At 57.1% G+C, this 18,421-nt stretch carries 16 protein-coding genes; 13 read left to right on the top strand and 3 right to left on the bottom strand.

From position 1 onward, the window contains the following. The first annotated feature begins 202 nt into the window (after window positions 1-202). From ABEH87_RS15205 to ABEH87_RS15180, 6 genes are all read left to right on the top strand, one after another. Window positions 203-1,633 carry a HAMP domain-containing sensor histidine kinase gene (locus ABEH87_RS15205; protein WP_346577391.1) on the top strand — a complete coding sequence of 477 codons (1,431 nt, stop codon included), beginning with the start codon at window positions 203-205 and terminating at the stop codon, window positions 1,631-1,633. Continuing rightward, a complete protein-coding gene (gene qseG, locus ABEH87_RS15200) occupies window positions 1,633-2,364 on the top strand; it encodes a two-component system QseEF-associated lipoprotein QseG (protein ID WP_346577524.1) in 732 nt (243 codons plus the stop codon). The genes ABEH87_RS15205 and qseG overlap by 1 nt, the downstream gene beginning before the upstream one ends. Next, a complete protein-coding gene (gene glrR / locus ABEH87_RS15195; protein WP_346577389.1) occupies window positions 2,361-3,695 on the top strand; it encodes a two-component system response regulator GlrR in 1,335 nt (444 codons plus the stop codon). Before qseG ends, glrR begins: the two co-directional genes overlap by 4 nt. Window positions 3,696-3,826: 131 nt before the next feature. Then, window positions 3,827-4,165 carry a nitrogen regulatory protein P-II gene (gene glnB, locus ABEH87_RS15190; RefSeq protein ID WP_062744629.1) on the top strand — a complete coding sequence of 113 codons (339 nt, stop codon included), beginning with the start codon at window positions 3,827-3,829 and terminating at the stop codon, window positions 4,163-4,165. Between the two features lie 175 nt (window positions 4,166-4,340). Continuing rightward, window positions 4,341-6,251, top strand: coding sequence for an FAD/NAD(P)-binding protein (locus tag ABEH87_RS15185; RefSeq protein WP_346577387.1), 1,911 nt, complete (start codon window positions 4,341-4,343; stop codon window positions 6,249-6,251). Beyond that, a complete protein-coding gene (locus ABEH87_RS15180; protein WP_346577386.1) occupies window positions 6,248-7,423 on the top strand; it encodes a cytochrome c in 1,176 nt (391 codons plus the stop codon). The genes ABEH87_RS15185 and ABEH87_RS15180 overlap by 4 nt, the downstream gene beginning before the upstream one ends. A gap of 61 nt (window positions 7,424-7,484) precedes the next feature. Here ABEH87_RS15180 and hmpA read toward each other — a convergent pair whose 3' ends face one another. Beyond that, on the bottom strand, window positions 7,485-8,669 hold the full coding sequence (gene hmpA / locus ABEH87_RS15175) for an NO-inducible flavohemoprotein (protein ID WP_346577384.1): 1,185 nt from the start codon (window positions 8,667-8,669) through the stop codon (window positions 7,485-7,487). Between the two features lie 331 nt (window positions 8,670-9,000). On the opposite strand from hmpA, the gene glyA reads away from it, so the two are divergent. Further along, window positions 9,001-10,254, top strand: coding sequence for a serine hydroxymethyltransferase (gene glyA, locus ABEH87_RS15170; protein ID WP_346577382.1), 1,254 nt, complete (start codon window positions 9,001-9,003; stop codon window positions 10,252-10,254). A gap of 121 nt (window positions 10,255-10,375) precedes the next feature. Continuing rightward, on the top strand, window positions 10,376-11,512 hold the full coding sequence (locus ABEH87_RS15165; protein ID WP_346577381.1) for a 3-phenylpropionate MFS transporter: 1,137 nt from the start codon (window positions 10,376-10,378) through the stop codon (window positions 11,510-11,512). Here ABEH87_RS15165 and csiE read toward each other — a convergent pair whose 3' ends face one another. Next, a complete protein-coding gene (gene csiE / locus ABEH87_RS15160) occupies window positions 11,513-12,781 on the bottom strand; it encodes a stationary phase inducible protein CsiE (protein WP_346577380.1) in 1,269 nt (422 codons plus the stop codon). A 168-nt stretch (window positions 12,782-12,949) separates the two neighbouring features. Here csiE and ABEH87_RS15155 point away from each other — a divergent pair, with 168 nt between their 5' ends. Continuing rightward, on the top strand, window positions 12,950-13,561 hold the full coding sequence (locus ABEH87_RS15155) for a DUF1007 family protein (protein ID WP_346577522.1): 612 nt from the start codon (window positions 12,950-12,952) through the stop codon (window positions 13,559-13,561). Beyond that, a complete protein-coding gene (locus ABEH87_RS15150) occupies window positions 13,552-14,553 on the top strand; it encodes a nickel/cobalt transporter (RefSeq protein ID WP_346577379.1) in 1,002 nt (333 codons plus the stop codon). Before ABEH87_RS15155 ends, ABEH87_RS15150 begins: the two co-directional genes overlap by 10 nt. Window positions 14,554-14,590: 37 nt before the next feature. Here the strand turns inward: ABEH87_RS15150 and suhB are convergent, their stop codons facing one another. Continuing rightward, complete coding sequence (suhB, locus tag ABEH87_RS15145) at window positions 14,591-15,394, bottom strand: inositol-1-monophosphatase (protein WP_346577377.1); 804 nt, start codon at window positions 15,392-15,394, stop codon at window positions 14,591-14,593. A 144-nt stretch (window positions 15,395-15,538) separates the two neighbouring features. Between suhB and trmJ the strand changes: the two genes are divergently transcribed. From trmJ to ABEH87_RS15130, 3 genes are all read left to right on the top strand, one after another. Further along, window positions 15,539-16,264, top strand: a complete 726-nt coding sequence (gene trmJ / locus ABEH87_RS15140) for a tRNA (cytosine(32)/uridine(32)-2'-O)-methyltransferase TrmJ (protein WP_346577376.1) — start codon at window positions 15,539-15,541, stop codon at window positions 16,262-16,264. A gap of 167 nt (window positions 16,265-16,431) precedes the next feature. Next, window positions 16,432-16,929, top strand: coding sequence for a Fe-S cluster assembly transcriptional regulator IscR (gene iscR, locus ABEH87_RS15135; protein WP_346577375.1), 498 nt, complete (start codon window positions 16,432-16,434; stop codon window positions 16,927-16,929). A gap of 141 nt (window positions 16,930-17,070) precedes the next feature. Next, complete coding sequence (locus ABEH87_RS15130; RefSeq protein ID WP_346577373.1) at window positions 17,071-18,270, top strand: IscS subfamily cysteine desulfurase; 1,200 nt, start codon at window positions 17,071-17,073, stop codon at window positions 18,268-18,270. The last annotated feature ends 151 nt before the right edge of the window (window positions 18,271-18,421 follow it).

Below are 18,421 nucleotides of genomic sequence, written 5' to 3'. Positions count from 1 at the left end.
GCACAATACGGTGCCTGTCGTCCACCCCATCGATAATCGTTCACTTTGTGACGTTATCAAACATCGGACGCAACGTTGAGTTAGGCACCACCTCTTCAGATGGCCGGTTCTTTGAACCGGCCATTGTCATTTCTGGCACAGCCCTTTCATCGCATCCCACTCTCCGTTAGCATCACGCTAACGTATATCAAGAGACTCTTCCGTGAAGAAATGGCGTCTGTTACCACGATCGCTGCGTCAGCTGGTGCTGATGGCGTTTTTACTGGTGCTGTTACCGCTGCTGGTTCTGGCGTGGCAGGCATGGGAAAGCCTGTCAGCGTTGAGCGACCGTGCGGCAGACACCAACCGTACCACCCTGACCGACGTACGCCGTAGTGAAGCCATGGCCCGCACCGCGCTCGAGCTGGAGCGCAGCTATCGTCAGTATTGTGTGCTGGATGACCCGATGCTGGCGAAGCTCTATCAGACGCAGCGCAGCCGCTATTCACAAATGCTGGATGCGCACGCTCCGGTATTGCCGGACATTCGTATCTTCCAGAGCCTGCGTCAGAACCTGACCCAACTGAGCCAGATGAAATGCCACAGCAGCAGCCCGGTCCCGCTGGCAGCAGATCAGCTTGAGGCATTCTCTGCGGCGAACGGTCAGCTGGTCGAGGCGACGCGGGAAGTGGTGTTTTCACGCGGGCTGCAACTGCAGCGCGAAATTGCTGAACGCGGCCAGTATTTCGGCTGGCAGGCCCTGATCCTGTTTCTGCTCAGCCTCGGCCTGGTGATGCTGTTTACGCGAATGATCATCGGCCCGGTAAAGGCGGTGGAGCGCATGATCAATCGTCTGGGTGAGGGGCGCCCGCTCGGAACCGGTCTGGCCTTTAAGGGGCCGCGTGAGATCCGCTCACTCGGTCAGCGCATTATCTGGCTGAGTGAACGGCTGGCCTGGCTGGAATCTCAGCGCCATGAGTTTCTGCGGCACATTTCCCACGAGCTTAAAACGCCGCTGGCCAGCATGCGAGAGGGGACGGAACTGCTGGCAGACCAGGTCGCCGGACCGCTGACAGCCGACCAGAAAGAAGTGGTCAGCATCCTCAATGACAGCAGCCGTCACCTGCAAACGCTGATTGAACAGCTGCTGGACTATAACCGCAAGCTGGCGGATGGTCCGGTGGCGCTGGAAGATGTTCCTCTGCGCCCGCTGGTGGATAAGCTGGTTTCCTCACACAGCCTGACCGCCCGCGCTAAACGTCTGAATATCCATATTGATTTACAGGCTGAAAGCTGTCGCGCTGAACCGACTTTGTTGTTAAGGGCAATCGATAATCTCTACTCCAATGCGGTACACTATGGTGCAGAATCCGGAGATATCTGGATCCGCAGCCTGCAGCAGGGGAACCGCGTGGTGATTGAAGTCGCCAATACCGGTACGCCTGTTCCCGCCGCTGAACGGGCGATGATCTTCGAGCCGTTCTTTCAGGGGAATTTGCAGCGCAAAGGTGCGGTCAAGGGAAGCGGGCTGGGTCTGAGCATTGCTAAAGACTGCCTGCGTCGATTGCAGGGAGATTTGCAGCTGATCGACAGCGACGAAGCTGATGTCTGCTTCCGCATCGAATTAAACACCATCGCCGGGAAGTCATCATGATGTATTTATTGCGTTTTTCTGCCTCACTGCGGCAGGGATGTTTCGGCAGACTGACCGGTGCTGCTCTGCTGGCCTTTGGCCTGCTGGGCTGTAGCCAGCAACCGTCACAGACGATAACCCACCGTGCCGAGACTGCCCTGAGTGAACCTGACGTTAAAATCGTCGACTACCAGCTGGTGTCCTGTGATCAGATCTGGGCTTTTAACGACGCTACCGCAACGGGAAATCCCCTTTACTGGCTGCGCGCTGTTGACTGCGGCATCCGGCTGTCGCCTGCGGATGCCCGTGCAGAAGCGCGCCGCTGGCCGGCGGATAACTGGCAGAGCGCCTTTAAGCAGGCCGTTCTGTTGAATAACGGCAACGTGACGCCGGTCGAGCGCCGCCAGTACCTCACCCGACTCGATGGCTTCAGCTATGACTATCCGTCTGCGGTGCGCCCGCTGATGATGCTGTGGCGTGAAGGGCAGGGATCGCTGCTGCAGCTTTCCGAAGAGCGTTCGCGCTATGCCCGCCTGCAGGAGAGCAGTGACGGTCAGCTGGACGCTCTGCGTCGGCAGCAAATTGCGCTGAAGAACGATCTGGCGGTGACCCGCCGTAAGCTTGATACCCTGACCGATATTGAACGCCGTCTCTCTTCACGTCGTTCGCCGGATGCGACAGACACCAACAGCCACGCGGATGACAAATCCAGCCCGGCTGATAACCCGTCACAGGATGATGCCAACCCATGATCAAAAAATCGGCAAGGCTGCTGCTGGTAGACGACGATCCCAGCCTGTTGAAACTGCTGGGGATGCGCCTCAGCAGTGAAGGATTCAGTATCACGACCGCAGAAAGTGGCCCGGAAGCGCTGCGGGTGTTAAATCGTGAGACCATCGACCTGGTGATCAGCGATCTGCGCATGGATGAGATGGACGGCATGGCGCTGTTCGTTGAGATCCAGAAACTCCAGCCGGGGCTGCCGGTGATTATCCTCACCGCCCACGGATCTATCCCTGATGCGGTCGCCGCTACCCAGCAGGGAGTGTTCAGCTTTCTTACCAAGCCGGTGGATCGCGATGCGTTATACAAAGCAATCGATGATGCGCTGATACATCGCGCGCCCGCCAGTGACGAAGCGTGGCGTGAAACGATTGTGACCCGCAGCCCGCTGATGCTGCGTCTGCTGGAACAGGCGCGAATGGTAGCACAGTCGGATGTCAGCGTACTGATTAACGGTCAGAGCGGCACCGGCAAGGAGGTGCTGGCACAGGCCATCCACGCCGCCAGCCCCCGTGCGGGTAATGCCTTTATCGCCATTAACTGCGGTGCGCTCCCGGAACAGCTGCTGGAGTCAGAGCTCTTTGGCCACGCCAGAGGCGCCTTTACCGGGGCCGTCAGCAGCCGTGAAGGACTGTTCCAGGCCGCAGAGGGCGGCACGCTATTTTTGGATGAAATTGGCGATATGCCACAGGCGCTGCAGGTTAAGCTGCTGCGCGTGCTGCAGGAGCGTAAGGTGCGCCCGCTCGGCAGTAACCGCGATCTCGACATTAACGTGCGTATTATTTCTGCCACCCATCGCGACTTGCCTAAAGCGATGGAAAAAAAAGAGTTTCGTGAGGATCTGTTCTATCGTCTCAACGTGGTGAATCTCAAGATCCCGGCCCTGCACGAGCGCGCTGAGGATATTCCCCTGCTGGCGAATCATCTGCTGAAGCAGTCGGCCGAACGCCATAAACCCTTTGTCCGCAGCTTCTCGACTGATGCGATGCGCCGCCTGATCGCCGCCGCGTGGCCGGGAAATGTGCGCCAGCTGGTGAATGTGATTGAGCAGTGCGTGGCGCTGACGTCAGCCGCAGTGATCGGGGAAGCGCTGGTGGAGCAGGCGCTGGCGGGGGAAAACACCGCGCTGCCGACCTTTGCCGAAGCGCGAAATCAGTTCGAGCTTAACTATCTGCGTAAACTGCTGCAGATGACCAAAGGCAATGTCACCAACGCCGCACGGCTGGCGGGGCGCAACCGTACCGAATTTTATAAATTGTTGTCGCGTCACGAACTGGATGCTGCCGATTTTAAAGAATAATTTTCACTGCGGTAACCCTGCCCGAATATGGTAGGTTATCTGCCTGAAAAGAGACGGACCGCACAGCGTGACCTGTCCGGCAATGTAAACTAATCTCCGTCCTGATGCGCAAGGGGATAAAAGGGTCTGCCATGAAAAAAATTGATGCAATTATCAAGCCGTTCAAACTGGACGACGTGCGTGAGGCGCTGGCGGAAGTCGGCATCACCGGGATGACCGTGACCGAAGTGAAAGGCTTTGGTCGCCAGAAGGGCCACACCGAGCTGTACCGTGGTGCCGAATATATGGTCGATTTTCTGCCGAAGGTAAAAATCGAAATCGTGATTGCTGACGATATCGTGGATACCTGCGTGGATACCATCATGCGCACCGCGCAGACGGGTAAAATCGGCGATGGTAAAATTTTCGTCTTTGATGTGGCGCGCGTAGTACGTATCCGTACCGGCGAAGAAGACGAAGAAGCGATTTAACCGCAATTTTATCTCATTTTATATTCACTAAGGGTCTGATTTATCAGGCCCTTAAGATTATTAATCTGTTAATTATTCCGCTAATTCCCCTGCCTTGTTTGACAATAATATCCCAATCCTGACAATAGCCTCCCCCTGAAGCCACTCAGGCTGAGCAGACTATTAAGGACGTTTTATGGCTATTACCCGCCGCGATTTTCTCAACGGAGTCGCCATTACTGTCGCCGCCGGGCTGACCCCCATGCAGATTTTGCGGGCGTCGCCACAGCAGGCAAATACCGCGCTGTATTATCCACCGGCGCTGAGCGGACTGCGGGGCAACCATCCGGGATCGTTTGAAAATGCCCACCGCCTGGGGCGGGATGGCGTTAATTTCGACTTTTCATCTCTACCGGTCACGGAAGAGTTCGACCTGGTAGTGGTCGGTGCCGGCATCAGCGGGCTGTCTGCCGCCTGTTTCTGGCAGCAGCTACAGGGTAAACAGCAGCGTATTTTGCTGATCGACAATCACGATGATTTCGGCGGCCATGCCAAACGCAATGAGCTTCATAGCAGCAGCGGGACGCTCCTCGGCTATGGCGGCAGCGAATCCTTCCAGTCCCCGCACTCGAACTTCAGCCCGGTGATGATGGGGCTGATTAAAACGCTGGGCATCAATCTGGATCAAATGGAACGCGGCTTCGATAAAACCTTCTACCCCGACCTCGGCCTGAGCCGCGGTGTCTACTTTGATAAGAAAAACTTTGGCGTGGATAAAGTCGTCAGCGGCGATCCGGGCAAAATGGTGGCGGATGATATCCCGCGTGACCGTCTCAACGGGCGCTCGTGGCAGGCATTTATCAATGACTTCCCGCTGCCGCAGAGTGACCGCGACGCACTGATTGAACTGCATACGGTGGCGAAAGATTATCTGCCGGGGCTGAATCAGCAGGAGAAAATGGACTGGCTGGACAAGCACAGCTACACCACGTTCCTGCGCGAAAAAGTCGGCCTGAGCGAGCAGGCGATCCGCTATTTCCAGCAAACCACTAACGATTTCCAGGCTGTCGGCATTGATGCCACGGCGTGTAGCGATGCGCGCATCTGCGACCTGCCCGGCCTTGACGGCATGGGGCTGCCACAGATGGATGCCGAATCGCAGGCCGACCTCGACGACCCTTACGTGTTCCATTTCCCCGATGGCAACGCGACTCTGGCGCGCCTGATGGCACGCCAGCTTATTCCGGCGGTGGATCCGGCCGGACACGATATGAATGACATCGTGCGGGCGAAATTTGACTACAGCCAGTTAGATCGGGCGGATTCCCGCGTCAGACTACGCCTCAACAGCACCTGCATGCAGGCGGTGAACGTCGGTGAGGGCGTGGAGGTCAGCTATATGACCGGCGACACACTGACGAAAGTGCGCGCCGGAAGGGTGGTGATGGCCGGTTACAATATGATGATCCCCTATCTGGTGCCGCAGATGTCGCAGGCACAGCAGGAGGCGCTGAAACAGAATGTGAAAGCCCCACTGGTCTACAGCAAGGTCACCATCGCTAACTGGCAGTCGTTTATGAAACTGGGAGTGCATGAGTTCTATGCGCCGGGTGCGCCTTATTCCCGCGTCAAACTGGACTATCCGGTCAGTCTTGGTGGGTATCAGCACCCGCACGACCCGAATCAACCGATCGGGCTGCATATGGTGTACGTCCCGACCCTCCCGGGCAGCGGCCTCAGCGCGCGCGAACAGTCGCGTAAAGGGCGGGCGATGCTGCTGGGAACCTCGTTTGACGTCCATGAAAAGATGATCCGCGAACAGCTGCAGGCGATGCTGGGCGGGGCAGGCTTCGACCATCAGCGCGATATTCAGGCGATTACCGTTAACCGCTGGTCGCACGGCTACTCCTATGCCATCAATGGCTTATTTGATGATGAAGAGGAGGCGCAGCAAATTATTGAGCGTGCCCGTACGCCGGTCGGCAATATCGTCATTGCTAACTCCGACTCGGACTGGAGTCCGTATGCCCACTCAGCGGTAGATCAGGCGTGGCGGGCGGTGAACGAGCTGGTCAGTGGTAAACCATCAGCGGAGGAAAAAGCATGAAATACTCTCTGTTAGCGATGGTACTGATGTTGAGTAGCGGTACGGCCGGGGCGATGTCGCCGGGGGAATATGTCGCCAGGGCGGCAGATTGCACCGCCTGCCACACCGCGCCCGGCGGCGGAGCGCTGGCGGGAGGACTGCGTTTTCCTACGCCGATCGGGGATATCTACAGTACGAACATCACGCCGGATAAACACCAGGGCATCGGCAGCTATACGTTTGCCGAGTTTGACCGCGCGATGCGTCAGGGGATTGCGCGTGATGGTCATCATCTCTATCCGGCGATGCCCTATACCGCTTATGCCAAAATGAGCGATAAGGATATGCAGGCGCTCTATGACTACCTGATGCATGAAGTCCCGGCCAGCGATCGGCCCGACCGCGACAGTGATATCGTCTGGCCGCTGTCGATGCGCTGGCCGCTGGGCATCTGGAACACGCTGTTCCATGAAGACCGCCGCTATCAGCCTGATACGCAGCAAAGCGAAGAGTGGAACCGGGGGGCTTACCTGGTGCAGGGGGCCGGACACTGCGGCAGCTGCCACACGCCGCGCGGCTGGGCCATGCAGGAGCAGGCGCTGGATCAGAGCAGCAGCACCTACCTGAGCGGTGCCGAGCTTGATGGCTGGTATGCGCCGTCGCTGCGCGGGATGCCGCAGAAGGACGTGGTCGCGCTGCTGAAGCACGGGCGCAGCGAGCGGGCAGCGGTGTCCGGCCCGATGGCGGAGGTGGTGACGCACAGTACGCAGTATCTCAGCGATGCCGATCTCAACAGTATCGGGACCTATCTGCGCAGCCTGCCACCGGTGACGGCCCCGGCAACGGACAGCGCTGTTGCCGCCTCCACCGCGGCGGGTGCAAAGACTTACGCGATGTATTGCTCAACCTGTCACGGCAGCGAGGGTAAGGGGAGTGCTAACGTCATTCCTGCGCTGGACGGTAACGCCACGCTGACAGCAGATAATCCGCTGACCGCGCTGCGCGTGGTGCTGGATGGGGCGAAGACGCCGGTGACAGAGCAGGACATGGCGCTGGCGATGCCGGGCTATGGCTGGACGCTGAATGATGGACAGATAAAGGATCTGATGAACTATCTGCGCAACAGCTGGGGCAATCAGGCTCCGGCAGTCAGCACAAAGCAGGTGGCTGAAGCGCGCAAACTGAAGGAGTAAAAACCACAGGCGGGGGGCTGGCATCGGCAACCCCGCCTGAGAATGACGTCCGGCAGCGGGCTTACAGCGCCTTATGCGGGCCAAATACCTCGTAGTGAATGCGATCCCTCTCAACGCCCAGTTCCAGCAGGCGTTTTTCGATTATCTCCATAAACGCCAGCGGACCACACAGGTAATAGTGCATGGTCGGATCGCTGAGGCGTGACTCCAGCGGCAGCAGATTCATCAACCCGCGATGCTGGTATTTCCCCTCATCCTGCGCCTGCGGATGGTTGTACCAGATCTGCTGTGAAAACTGCGGAAGCTGTTGACCCAGCTGTGCCACTTCATCGGCAAACGCATGGGTGGCGCCGTTTTCCGTGGCGTGGAACCACTGCACCGCTGCCGGATGTTGATCCTCCGCCAGTTTATGCAGCATCGCCAGCATCGGCGTCAGACCTACGCCGCCCGATATCAGGGTGACCGGGGTATCTGCCGCGACATCAATAAAGAAATCGCCTGCCGGAGGGGCCAGGTGCAGATGCACGCCGGGCTGTTGCTGATGCAGCCAGCTGGAGAGTGTCCCGCCCTGTTCATGGCGTACGGCAATACGGTAATCACGCCCATTCGGCGTGCGCGTCAGTGAATACTGGCGGATTTCCTGATTGGCAAAAGAGGGATCGCGCACCCACAGGGCGATATACTGCCCGGCCTTATAATCGGCAACCGGCTTACCGTCGGACGGGGTCAGCAGAAAGCTTTTAATCATCGTGCTTTGCGGTGCGATCTCGCTGATGATGAATTCGCGCTTGCCGCCGCGCCAGCCACCGGTTTTGAACTCGCCTTCTTCATAGATCTCTTCTTCGCGCTGGACAAAAATCCCTGCCAGCACCCCGTAGGCTTTGCGCCAGGCTTCCAGCACTTCCTCACCCGGATGCAGCATTTCGTCAATGCTGGCCAGCAGATGCTTGCCGACAATCGGATACTGATCCGGACGGATAGCAAAGCTGGTATGTTTCTGCGCGATTTTCTCTACCGCAGGGCCGAGGGCGGCCAGATTATCCAGATGGCTGGCGTAAGCGCAGACGGCATTAAACAGCGCTTCAGGCTGATTACCGCTGCTCTGATTGCTCATATTGAAGATATCTTTCAGCTCAGGATTATGAGTGAACATACGCTGATAGAAATGCGAGGCGAGGCGCGGGCCAAGCGCCGCGATGGCGGGAATGGTCGATTTCACGGTAGCAATAGTCTGACTGTCCAGCATGATCGTGCTCCTTATCAGGAATAAAACATGTATATTAAATGCATCTTATAGCCTGATGGCAGAGTCTGTAAATACCCCCTGAGAGTCAACGGATATTTTTCGCACGTTACCTCCGCTCCTGATGAAAAATCAGCATCTGGCAAATGAGGAAAACTCCGCATCAGGCGTTTGCAGGAAACTGTAACTAACCCTTGCCAATCCTGAAGCCAATCGTTTGCGTAAAAAGGCGGTCGCCAAGCTATTCAACAGGCGGGTAAACAGTTTAAACTGTTGGCATCACCCCCCTGCGGGGGCATTCATTATTGAAAGTCAGTTGAGTCAGGAGATGCAGATGTTAAAGCGTGAAATGAACATTGCCGATTACGATGCCGAACTGTGGCAGGCAATGGAGCAGGAGAAAGTGCGTCAGGAAGAGCACATCGAGCTGATTGCCTCAGAGAACTACACCAGCCCACGTGTCATGCAGGCTCAGGGATCTCAGTTGACTAACAAGTACGCTGAAGGTTATCCGGGCAAGCGTTACTACGGTGGCTGTGAGTATGTGGATATCGTTGAGCAACTGGCGATTGACCGTGCAAAAGCGCTGTTCGGTGCCGATTACGCTAACGTGCAGCCGCACTCCGGTTCCCAGGCTAACTTCGCGGTATACACCGCGCTGCTGCAGCCGGGCGATACCATTCTGGGCATGAACCTGGCACACGGTGGTCACCTGACTCACGGTTCTCCGGTGAACCTGTCCGGTAAACTGTACAACGTCATCCCTTACGGCATCGACGAAACCGGTAAAATTGACTACAACGAACTGGCTGAGCTGGCGAAGCAACACCAGCCGAAAATGATCGTGGGTGGTTTCTCTGCCTATTCAGGTATTTGCGACTGGGCAAAAATGCGTGAAATCGCTGACACCGTGGGCGCTTACCTGTTCGTCGATATGGCGCACGTTGCCGGTCTGATTGCCGCAGACGTCTACCCTAACCCGATCCCTCACGCGCACATTGTGACCACAACCACTCACAAAACGCTGGCGGGCCCGCGTGGTGGCCTGATCCTGGCGCAGGGCGGAAGTGAAGATCTGTACAAGAAGCTGAACTCAGCTGTCTTCCCTGGCGGCCAGGGCGGCCCGCTGATGCATGTGATTGCGGGTAAAGCGGTTGCGTTCAAAGAAGCGATGGAGCCTGAGTTCAAAACCTATCAGCAGCAGGTCGCTAAAAACGCGAAGGCGATGGTAGAAGTGTTCCTGGCGCGCGGTTACAACGTGGTCTCCGGCGGTACGCATAACCACCTGTTCCTGCTGGACCTGGTGGACAAAAACCTGACCGGTAAAGAAGCGGATGCTGCCCTGGGCCGCGCCAATATTACCGTTAACAAAAACAGCGTACCGAACGATCCGAAGAGCCCGTTTGTCACCTCCGGTATCCGTATCGGTTCTCCGGCCGTGACCCGTCGTGGCTTTAAAGAAGCAGAAGTCCGCGAACTGGCCGGCTGGATCAGCGATATTCTCGACAATATCAATGACGAAGGCGTGAGCGAACGCGTGAAGAAGCAGGTACTGGATATCTGTGCCCGCTTCCCTGTATACGCATAACGTCAACGGCTCCCCCTGAATCACGGGGAGCATGATGCCTGATAGCGGGACACGAAAGTGTTCCGCTATTTTTTTATCCCGCGTCGCAGTGTACATTAGCCTCCACTTTGTTGGAGGGACCATGACAATACGCTCCACCTACTGGCTGGGACTCAGCTACTTCACCTATTTCTTCGCCTATGGCGTGTACCTGCCTTTCTGGGGTGTCTGGCTCAAAGACAGCGGCTTAGCGCCGGAAAAAATCGGTCTGCTGCTGGGCTGCGGCATGATTGCCCGCTTTGCCGGTAGCCTGATTATCGCCTCACGCGTGACCAATCCTTCCCGACTCATTAGCGTACTGCGGCTGCTGGCTTTACTGACGCTGCTGTTTGCTCTCGGCTTCTGGGCGGGATCGCAGTGGGTGTGGTTACTGCTGGTGATGATTGGCTTTAATCTGTTTTTCTCACCGCTGGTGCCCCTCAGCGACGCGCTGGCCGCGACGTGGCAGCGACAGATTGCACTGCCTTACGGCCCGGTCCGGCTGTGGGGGTCGCTGGCCTTTGTCATCAGCTCGGCGCTGACCGGGGTGCTGGTCACGCACTTTTCCTATCACGCTATCCTGATGCTGCTGTGCGTTGGCTGCGGTGCGATGCTCGCCGGGATGATGCTACGTCCGGCGGTCATGCCGAAGGGGGCGGAGAAGTCGATCAGCCATTCCGGCTGGGCGCAGTGGAAGCAGATGCTCAGTGAAACCACCGTCTGGCGCTTCCTGCTGTGCGTGACGCTGATGCAGGGTGCGCACGCCGCTTACTATGGCTTCAGTGCGATCTACTGGCAGGAAGCCGGCTATTCATCCAGCATTGTTGGCTATCTGTGGTCGCTGGGTGTGGTCGCCGAAATTATCGTCTTTGCCGCCAGCAACCGACTGTTTCGCCGCTGGAGCGCGCGCGACCTGCTGCTGCTCTCGTGTGTTTGTGCGATAGCGCGCTGGAGTATCATGGCGTCATCCACGGAGCTGGGCTGGCTGATTGCCGCGCAAATCCTGCACTGCGGCAGCTTTACCGTTTGCCACCTGGCGGCGATGCGCTTTATTGCTGCCCGCGACGGTAGCGAAGTGATCCGCCTGCAGTCGGTTTATTCTGCGCTGGCGATGGGCGGCGGCATTGCGCTGATGACGATGGTGTGCGGCGTGTTGTTCCAGCACATGCAGGGCGGGGTGTTCTGGGTGATGGCGCTGCTGGTGCTGCCGGTGTTGTTCCTGCGGCCCAGGGTGGCCTGATTACGACTCCAGCAGCGTGCGGATGCTGCGCTGCTGGTGTTCACCAAGCGGCAGCTCCGCGTGGATCAGCGGCGGTGAATAGAGCGGCAGCGGAGTGGCGTAAGGCGTGATCACCAGCGCAATGCCCTTCGGCGCGCTGTGGCGCTGGAAGTCAGCGACATCCTGATATTTGATATTCAGCGGCAGCAGCGTCAGTTCGCGCAGCTGCTGCTCTACCTGGCGCTCCAGCTCACGGTCATGACCAATCAGTAACAACACCTGTTTTTCCTGCAGAGCGCTCTCCTGCATCAGCCACGCGCCAAAGATAATCGCAATCAGCCCCATCTCTTCATCCGAAAATTGCACGCCGTACTGCTGCTCAAAGGCGGCGATCGCTTCACGCGTGGTGCGCAGCAGGCGCGGATACTGCCGGGCAACGTCTTCAACCAGAGTGTGGTCGATGCCGATAGTAAACAGGCAGCGCTCCAGCGCCTGGGCGAGATGGGTATACAGCTGGGTACTTAAACCGGCATCGTTGCTGAAGACCATCCCGGAAAGTGCCTGAAAACGCTGAATCAGCCGCTCCACGGACGCCAGTAACTGCCGTTCCTGAGCGCAGGTGATGTGCTGGGTGGCCGGAATATGTATCTGACTGAACAGCAGCGTCAGCAGGTCGGTTTCATCGGGTGTTGCCTGATAGCCACGTTTGCGCCAGCAGCGCACAATATCCTGCGCCAGCGGGGACTCACTTTTGTCACTCAGCCACTGCTGCTGCTGTGGTGTGAATCCGGGCTGGCAGGTCCAGGCAAACGAGTAGCGCAGCCAGATTTGTAAAAAATGATTATCACGCGGGCTGAACTCACGCCCGAGCTGCTGCGCGCAGTGGTGAACTAATGCCGTCAGATTATGTTCGTCGTAGAGCGCTTTATCGACAGGACGAGTCAGAAGTTGTTGCCGGATGGCGCTGGAAAAGTAGTGTTGAATAAATGCCGGTGACAGCCGCAGTGCGCGACGCAGGCCGTGCAGCAGGCACAGACGCTGATCGAGCGGTGTTCCCGCAAGAGATAACACTCCCGAGCTGTCCTCGACAATAGCAAGGTGGTGATAACGCTGGATTTCCTCTGCCACCTCCGCTATATCTTGCCGGGTTACGGCGTGCTCAACGCCGTTAAGCTGACAAACCGACTCCAGCGTCACGATGGGTTCAGGAAGGCAGAGCATTAAAAGCAGATGGCAGCGGCGCTGTGGACTGGAGAGGACAGAAATTTCTGGTGAGTGTGCACTCATCATCTGCGATCCCAGTAACCTTTGATTACGCAAGAATAGTCTGATCCATCGTAAAATGTCGCCAGGCGTGGCAGTTTTATTCAGAGCTTTTAAGACAGGTCACAAAAATAATCGACAAAAGCCGAAGTGGGGTTTAATTTGTTACGTTATAACAGATGTAGTGTCGTTGGCATCGGGCTGACAGCGCTGGTTTCTCAGGCGGCCTGGTCGCATCCGCACAGTTTTATCGATATGCAGACCACGCTGGTTCATCAGGGGGACCAACTGACCGGACTGAAAATGCGCTGGGTGATGGATGAAATTACCTCCTCAGATCTGTTTTACGACGCGGGAGCGGCAAAACCCGACTCGGTTATCTGGAAGAAACTGGCAGCAGAAGTGATGGCGAACGTGCTGGGTCAGCACTACTTCAGCGAGTTCTGGCACCAGAAACAGCCGGTTAAATTCGACAACCTGCCGCCGGAATACCATCTGTCGCGCCAGGGGCATAAGGCGGTGCTGGAGTTTATTCTGCCGCTGGCACATCCGCAGGCCCTGAAAGGTCAGCGATACAGCTTTTCCACTTTTGACCCGACGTACTTTGTTGATATGTATTACGATTCTGAAAAATCACTGACGATCCCTGCTGAACTGGCGTCACAGTGCCACTTTGAGCTGCACACGCCAAAACCGGACGCCTCTATGCAGGCCTATGCCCTGTCACTGGATAAAGCCGATGCGCCGCCAGAAGAGATGGATTTGGGCCGTCAGTTTTCCCAGACGGTGACGCTGATATGTCAGTAACCGATCTCAGCCGACCGTTGCCTAAAAGAGTGGTGTGGCCCTTTGCCCTGCTGCTGGTTGCCCTGCTGGGGGCCGGGGTGTGGATATGGCAGCACTGGCCGCAGATCCTGTTGCAGAGCATTCTGTGGCAGAAGAGCCTGCATCAACAGATGACCGGGCTGTTGCAGCAGGTTGCCAGCGCCCCTCATCAGGCAGGACTGACGCTGATGGGGTTCAGCCTGCTTTACGGCGTGCTGCATGCGCTGGGTCCGGGGCATGGCAAAGTGGTGATCGCCACATTCCTCGCCACTCATCCGACGAAAATGAAAACCAGCCTGCAGCTGACCCTGGCTGCGGCCGTGGTGCAGGGTGCCGTCGCGATTGCGCTGGTCACCGTGATGCTGGGCGTGCTGAAGCTCTCCTCCCGTCAGCTGCATCTCAGCAGCTACTGGCTGGAGAAGGGGAGCTATCTGCTGGTCAGCGCGCTGGGGCTGTGGCTGTGCTGGCGTGCACTGAAAAAGCTCTGGCTGGCGCTGCGTCCGCGACCAGCCCGCATGACCGTCATCCGCATCCTGCCTGCCGATCACCAGCACAGTGAACACTGCGGCTGCGGGCATCGGCACGTGCCGGACAGTCACATGCTGTCGCAGGCTACAGGCTGGAAGACTAAGGCGGCGGTGGTCCTGTCGATGGGCCTGCGTCCCTGCTCGGGGGCGATTATGATGCTGCTGTTTGCAAAAGTGATCGGGGTTTATCTCTGGGGCGTGCTGTCGGCGATAGTCATGGCGCTGGGGACGGCGTTAACCGTGTCGGCGATGGCGCTGGTGGTACAGCTTTCGCGCGCGCTGGCACAGCGTCTGAGTAAAGCATCTTCCGCACAGGGCTGGCAGACAGTGGCGGTCAACTCGCTGGCGTTGCTGGGGGGGATATTGCTGGTGATGGCGGGGGTGATGCTGTGGCTGAGTGCGCAACCGGCTATGTCCGGTGGCATCCGGCCAATGTTATTACGCTAGGGGCCAGGCAGACCTGGCCCCAGGGCGTGATAGCGAATTAACGCTTCAGCGCTTCGCTCAGTTCGTCACGCATGTTTGCCAGCATCGCTTTCACCACGCGTGGGTTACCCGCGACGATGTTGCCTGAATGCATGTAGCCATGTGCGCCGACGAAATCAGTCACCAGACCACCCGCTTCACGTACCAGCAGTTCACCTGCGGCAAAATCCCATGGTTTCAGGCCAATTTCAAAGTAACCGTCAACGCGACCGGCAGCCACATAGGCCAGGTCCAGCGCGGCAGAACCGGTGCGGCGGAAGTCTGCGCACTGGGTAAACAGTTTGCCCACGATATTGATATAAGGCGTGGCGTGCTGCTTCAGTTTGAACGGGAAACCCGTCGCCAGAATGGTGCCATCCAGATCGCGGGCGGTGCCGCCGCGCAGACGATAGCCATTCAGCTGGGTGCCCTGGCCGCGAACGGCGCTGAACAGTTCATTACGCATTGGGTCATAAACCACGGCGACTTCAGTACGACCTTTGATGCGTACCGCGATAGACACACAGAAGTGGGGGAGGCGTTTGATGTAGTTGGTGGTGCCATCCAGCGGATCGATAACCCATTGTACATCCTGGTCTTCGCCTGGCAGTTCACCGCTCTCTTCAGAGATAATGGTGTGCTGTGGGTAAGATTTGCGGATCACTTCAATAATCTGACGTTCCGCTTCACGGTCAACATTGGTGACAAAGTCGTTGCTGCCTTTCTGGGTGGCTTCGACTGAGTCCGGGGTTTCATAGTGCTTAGCAATTACGTTTCCGGCCTTGCGCGCAGCGCGCACGGCAATGTTGAGCATTGGATGCATATTAAGTATCGTCTCGCTGGATGTTAAAGAACGGTATATCATCTAATCTGATATAAATCGGCGCGTAGTATAGCAGGGCAGAACGGTAAATGTCCTTAAAATATGTTAGCATCGTCAAATAAACTCCCGGACTGCTGAATCCTTATGCTTGAAAATATCCGAATTGTGCTGGTGGAGACGTCTCACACTGGCAACATGGGCTCTGTCGCTCGTGCAATGAAAACCATGGGCTTAACCAACCTTTATCTGGTCAATCCGCTGGTCAAGCCGGACTCGCAGGCGATTGCTCTTGCCGCCGGTGCCAGCGATGTGATTGGCGATGCGAAAATTGTCGATACCTTTGACGAAGCGATTGCCGGGTGTGGCCTGGTGGTGGGCACCAGCGCGCGTTCGCGCTCTCTGCCGTGGCCGATGCTTGACCCACGCGAGTGCGGTCTGAAAAGTGTGGAAGAGGGGCAGCAGGCTCCTGTCGCGCTGGTGTTTGGCCGTGAGCGCGTGGGTCTGACCAACGAAGAGTTGCAGAAGTGCCACTATCACGTGGCGATTGCAGCTAACCCGGACTACAGCTCGCTGAACCTGGCGATGGCCGTACAGGTCATTACTTATGAAGTGCGTATGGCGTATTTGCAGTCGCTGGAAAACGCGCAGAGTGAGCCTGCTGAGTCACCGTATCCGCTGGTCGACGACCTTGAGCGCTTCTATCAGCATATGGAAAAGATGATGACCAGCAGCGGCTTTATTCGTGAAGCCAGTCCGGGCCAGGTGATGAGCAAAATGCGCCGTCTGTTTACCCGTGCCCGCCCGGAGCGCGATGAGCTCAATATCCTGCGGGGAATGCTCTCTTCGCTGGAGAAAAAACGGGGCGAATGAGCCCCGGCTGGTGAATAAAATAGCAGCATAATAGTTGAGTGTTTTACTTGGTTAAATAGTTGAGTGTTTTAGTAGGTTAAATACTTGACCAATTTAGTCGGGAATGTCAGACTTGCGTCTATATTTTGTTAACACCCATCCAGGGTATCACCGAGGTTGTAGACGCCATGAGACTGACATCCAAAGGCCGTTATGCTGTTACCGCTATGCTTGACGTTGCACTGCACTCCCATGAAGGCCCGGTGCCTTTAGCGGATATTTCAGAGCGTCAGGGCATCTCCCTTTCTTATCTTGAGCAGCTGTTTTCCCGTCTGCGTAAGAATGGTCTGGTGGCCAGCGTACGTGGTCCGGGTGGTGGTTATCTGCTGGGTAAAAGCTCTGATGCTATCGCGGTGGGCGCAGTGATTACCGCTGTTGACGAATCTGTTGATGCCACCAAATGCCAGGGCAAAGAAGGCTGCCAGGGCGGCGAGCGTTGCCTGACACACGTACTGTGGCGTGACCTGAGCGAGCGCATCAGCGACTTCCTCAACAACATTACGCTGGCTGAACTGGTCAACAACCAGGAGATCCTGGAAGTGGCAGACCGTCAGAACAGCAATGAAATCCGTCGTGGGCCTAATGGCCGCATGCAGGAAACTATTAACGTCAATCTGCGCGCCTGACCGCAGTCCGGGCGGGGCAAATCCTTCGCCCCCGGAAATGAATAAAAGGCCCATGCAGGCCTTTTATTCATTTCTGCCACCCGTAAAGATTGCAGGGCGCAGAAGGGCGGCAGTCGAAAACCTCCCGGAGCTGAACGAGCAATGAAATTACCGATTTATCTGGATTATTCTGCCACCACACCCGCCGATCCTCGTGTGGCCGCGAAGATGATGCAGTATCTCACCCTGGACGGAACCTTTGGTAATCCGGCCTCCCGATCTCACCGCTTTGGCTGGCAGTCAGAGGAAGCGGTCGATGTGGCCCGCAACCAGATTGCTGAACTGGTGGGCGCTGACCCGCGCGAAATCGTCTTCACCTCCGGCGCTACCGAAGCGAACAATCTTGCTATAAAAGGTGCTGCCACATTCCATCAGGAAAAGGGCCGCCATATCGTTACCTGCACCACGGAACATAAAGCGGTGCTGGATACCTGCGCTCAGCTGGAACGTGAAGGGTTCAGCGTCACCTATCTCAACCCGCGTCATGACGGAACGCTTGATCTGCAACAGCTGACTGCCGCCCTGCGCGATGACACCGTGCTGGTTTCGATCATGCACGTCAACAATGAGATTGGCGTGGTGCAGGATATCGCCACTATCGGTGAGCTGTGCCGTGAGCGCGGCATTATCTTCCATGTAGATGCGACTCAGAGCGTGGGGAAATTGCCCATCGATCTGAACGTGTTGAAAGTCGATCTGATGTCGTTCTCGGCCCATAAGATATACGGACCGAAAGGGATCGGGGCGCTGTACGTCAGCCGCTCGCCGCGTATTCGTCTGGAAGCGCAGATCCACGGCGGTGGCCACGAGCGCGGCATGCGTTCCGGCACGCTGCCGGTGCATCAGATTGTCGGCATGGGTGAAGCCTATCGCATTGCCAGAGAAGAGATGGCGGATGAGATGGCACGGCTGGGCGCACTGCGCAGCCGCCTGTGGGCGGGGCTCAGCGCTATTGAAGAGGTGTATCTCAATGGTTCGCTGGAGCAGGGGGCGGCCAATATTCTCAACGTCAGCTTTAACTATGTTGACGGCGAGTCGCTGATTATGGCGCTCAGGGACCTGGCGGTATCGACCGGCTCGGCCTGTACCTCTGCCAGCATGGAGCCGTCCTACGTTTTACGGGCGATTGGTCTTAACGACGAGCTGGCGCACAGTTCGATCCGCTTCTCTCTTGGCCGTTTTACTACGGAAGAGGAGATCGACTACACCATTCAGCTGGTGCAAAAGTCCATTAGCCACCTGCGTGAGTTCACTCCGCAGTGGAAAGCCTTTAAAGCCAGTGGCGTTACTCAGCCGGGCTGATTGCGCGACTGCACGCCATAAACGGGCCGGATTCTTCCGGCCCGTTTGTAGACAATCCTTCTCCCTGTCGCATCCTGTAAAAACATCCCTGTCATATTTCTGTTAGTCTGACTGTACAATCGTTGCGGTAAAAACTCGCAGCAGCCGGGCA

The sequence above is a fragment of the Erwinia sp. Eh17-17 genome, from assembly GCF_039675725.1.
Classification (GTDB): Bacteria; Pseudomonadota; Gammaproteobacteria; order Enterobacterales; family Enterobacteriaceae; genus Erwinia.
This window is presented reverse-complemented; position numbering and strand designations above follow the sequence as displayed.

Excerpts from the sequence above, each read along its gene's own strand:
- qseG (WP_346577524.1), top strand. The coding sequence starts at position 1,633 with ATGTATTTATTGCGTTTTTCTGCCTCACTGCGGCAGGGATGTTTCGGC.
- glrR (WP_346577389.1), top strand. The coding sequence starts at position 2,361 with ATGATCAAAAAATCGGCAAGGCTGCTGCTGGTAGACGACGATCCCAGC.
- glnB (WP_062744629.1), top strand. The coding sequence starts at position 3,827 with ATGAAAAAAATTGATGCAATTATCAAGCCGTTCAAACTGGACGACGTG.
- ABEH87_RS15185 (WP_346577387.1), top strand. The coding sequence starts at position 4,341 with ATGGCTATTACCCGCCGCGATTTTCTCAACGGAGTCGCCATTACTGTC.
- ABEH87_RS15180 (WP_346577386.1), top strand. The coding sequence starts at position 6,248 with ATGAAATACTCTCTGTTAGCGATGGTACTGATGTTGAGTAGCGGTACG.
- hmpA (WP_346577384.1), bottom strand. The coding sequence starts at position 8,669 with ATGCTGGACAGTCAGACTATTGCTACCGTGAAATCGACCATTCCCGCC.
- glyA (WP_346577382.1), top strand. The coding sequence starts at position 9,001 with ATGTTAAAGCGTGAAATGAACATTGCCGATTACGATGCCGAACTGTGG.
- ABEH87_RS15165 (WP_346577381.1), top strand. The coding sequence starts at position 10,376 with ATGACAATACGCTCCACCTACTGGCTGGGACTCAGCTACTTCACCTAT.
- csiE (WP_346577380.1), bottom strand. The coding sequence starts at position 12,781 with ATGATGAGTGCACACTCACCAGAAATTTCTGTCCTCTCCAGTCCACAG.
- ABEH87_RS15150 (WP_346577379.1), top strand. The coding sequence starts at position 13,552 with ATGTCAGTAACCGATCTCAGCCGACCGTTGCCTAAAAGAGTGGTGTGG.
- suhB (WP_346577377.1), bottom strand. The coding sequence starts at position 15,394 with ATGCATCCAATGCTCAACATTGCCGTGCGCGCTGCGCGCAAGGCCGGA.
- trmJ (WP_346577376.1), top strand. The coding sequence starts at position 15,539 with ATGCTTGAAAATATCCGAATTGTGCTGGTGGAGACGTCTCACACTGGC.
- iscR (WP_346577375.1), top strand. The coding sequence starts at position 16,432 with ATGAGACTGACATCCAAAGGCCGTTATGCTGTTACCGCTATGCTTGAC.
- ABEH87_RS15130 (WP_346577373.1), top strand. The coding sequence starts at position 17,071 with ATGAAATTACCGATTTATCTGGATTATTCTGCCACCACACCCGCCGAT.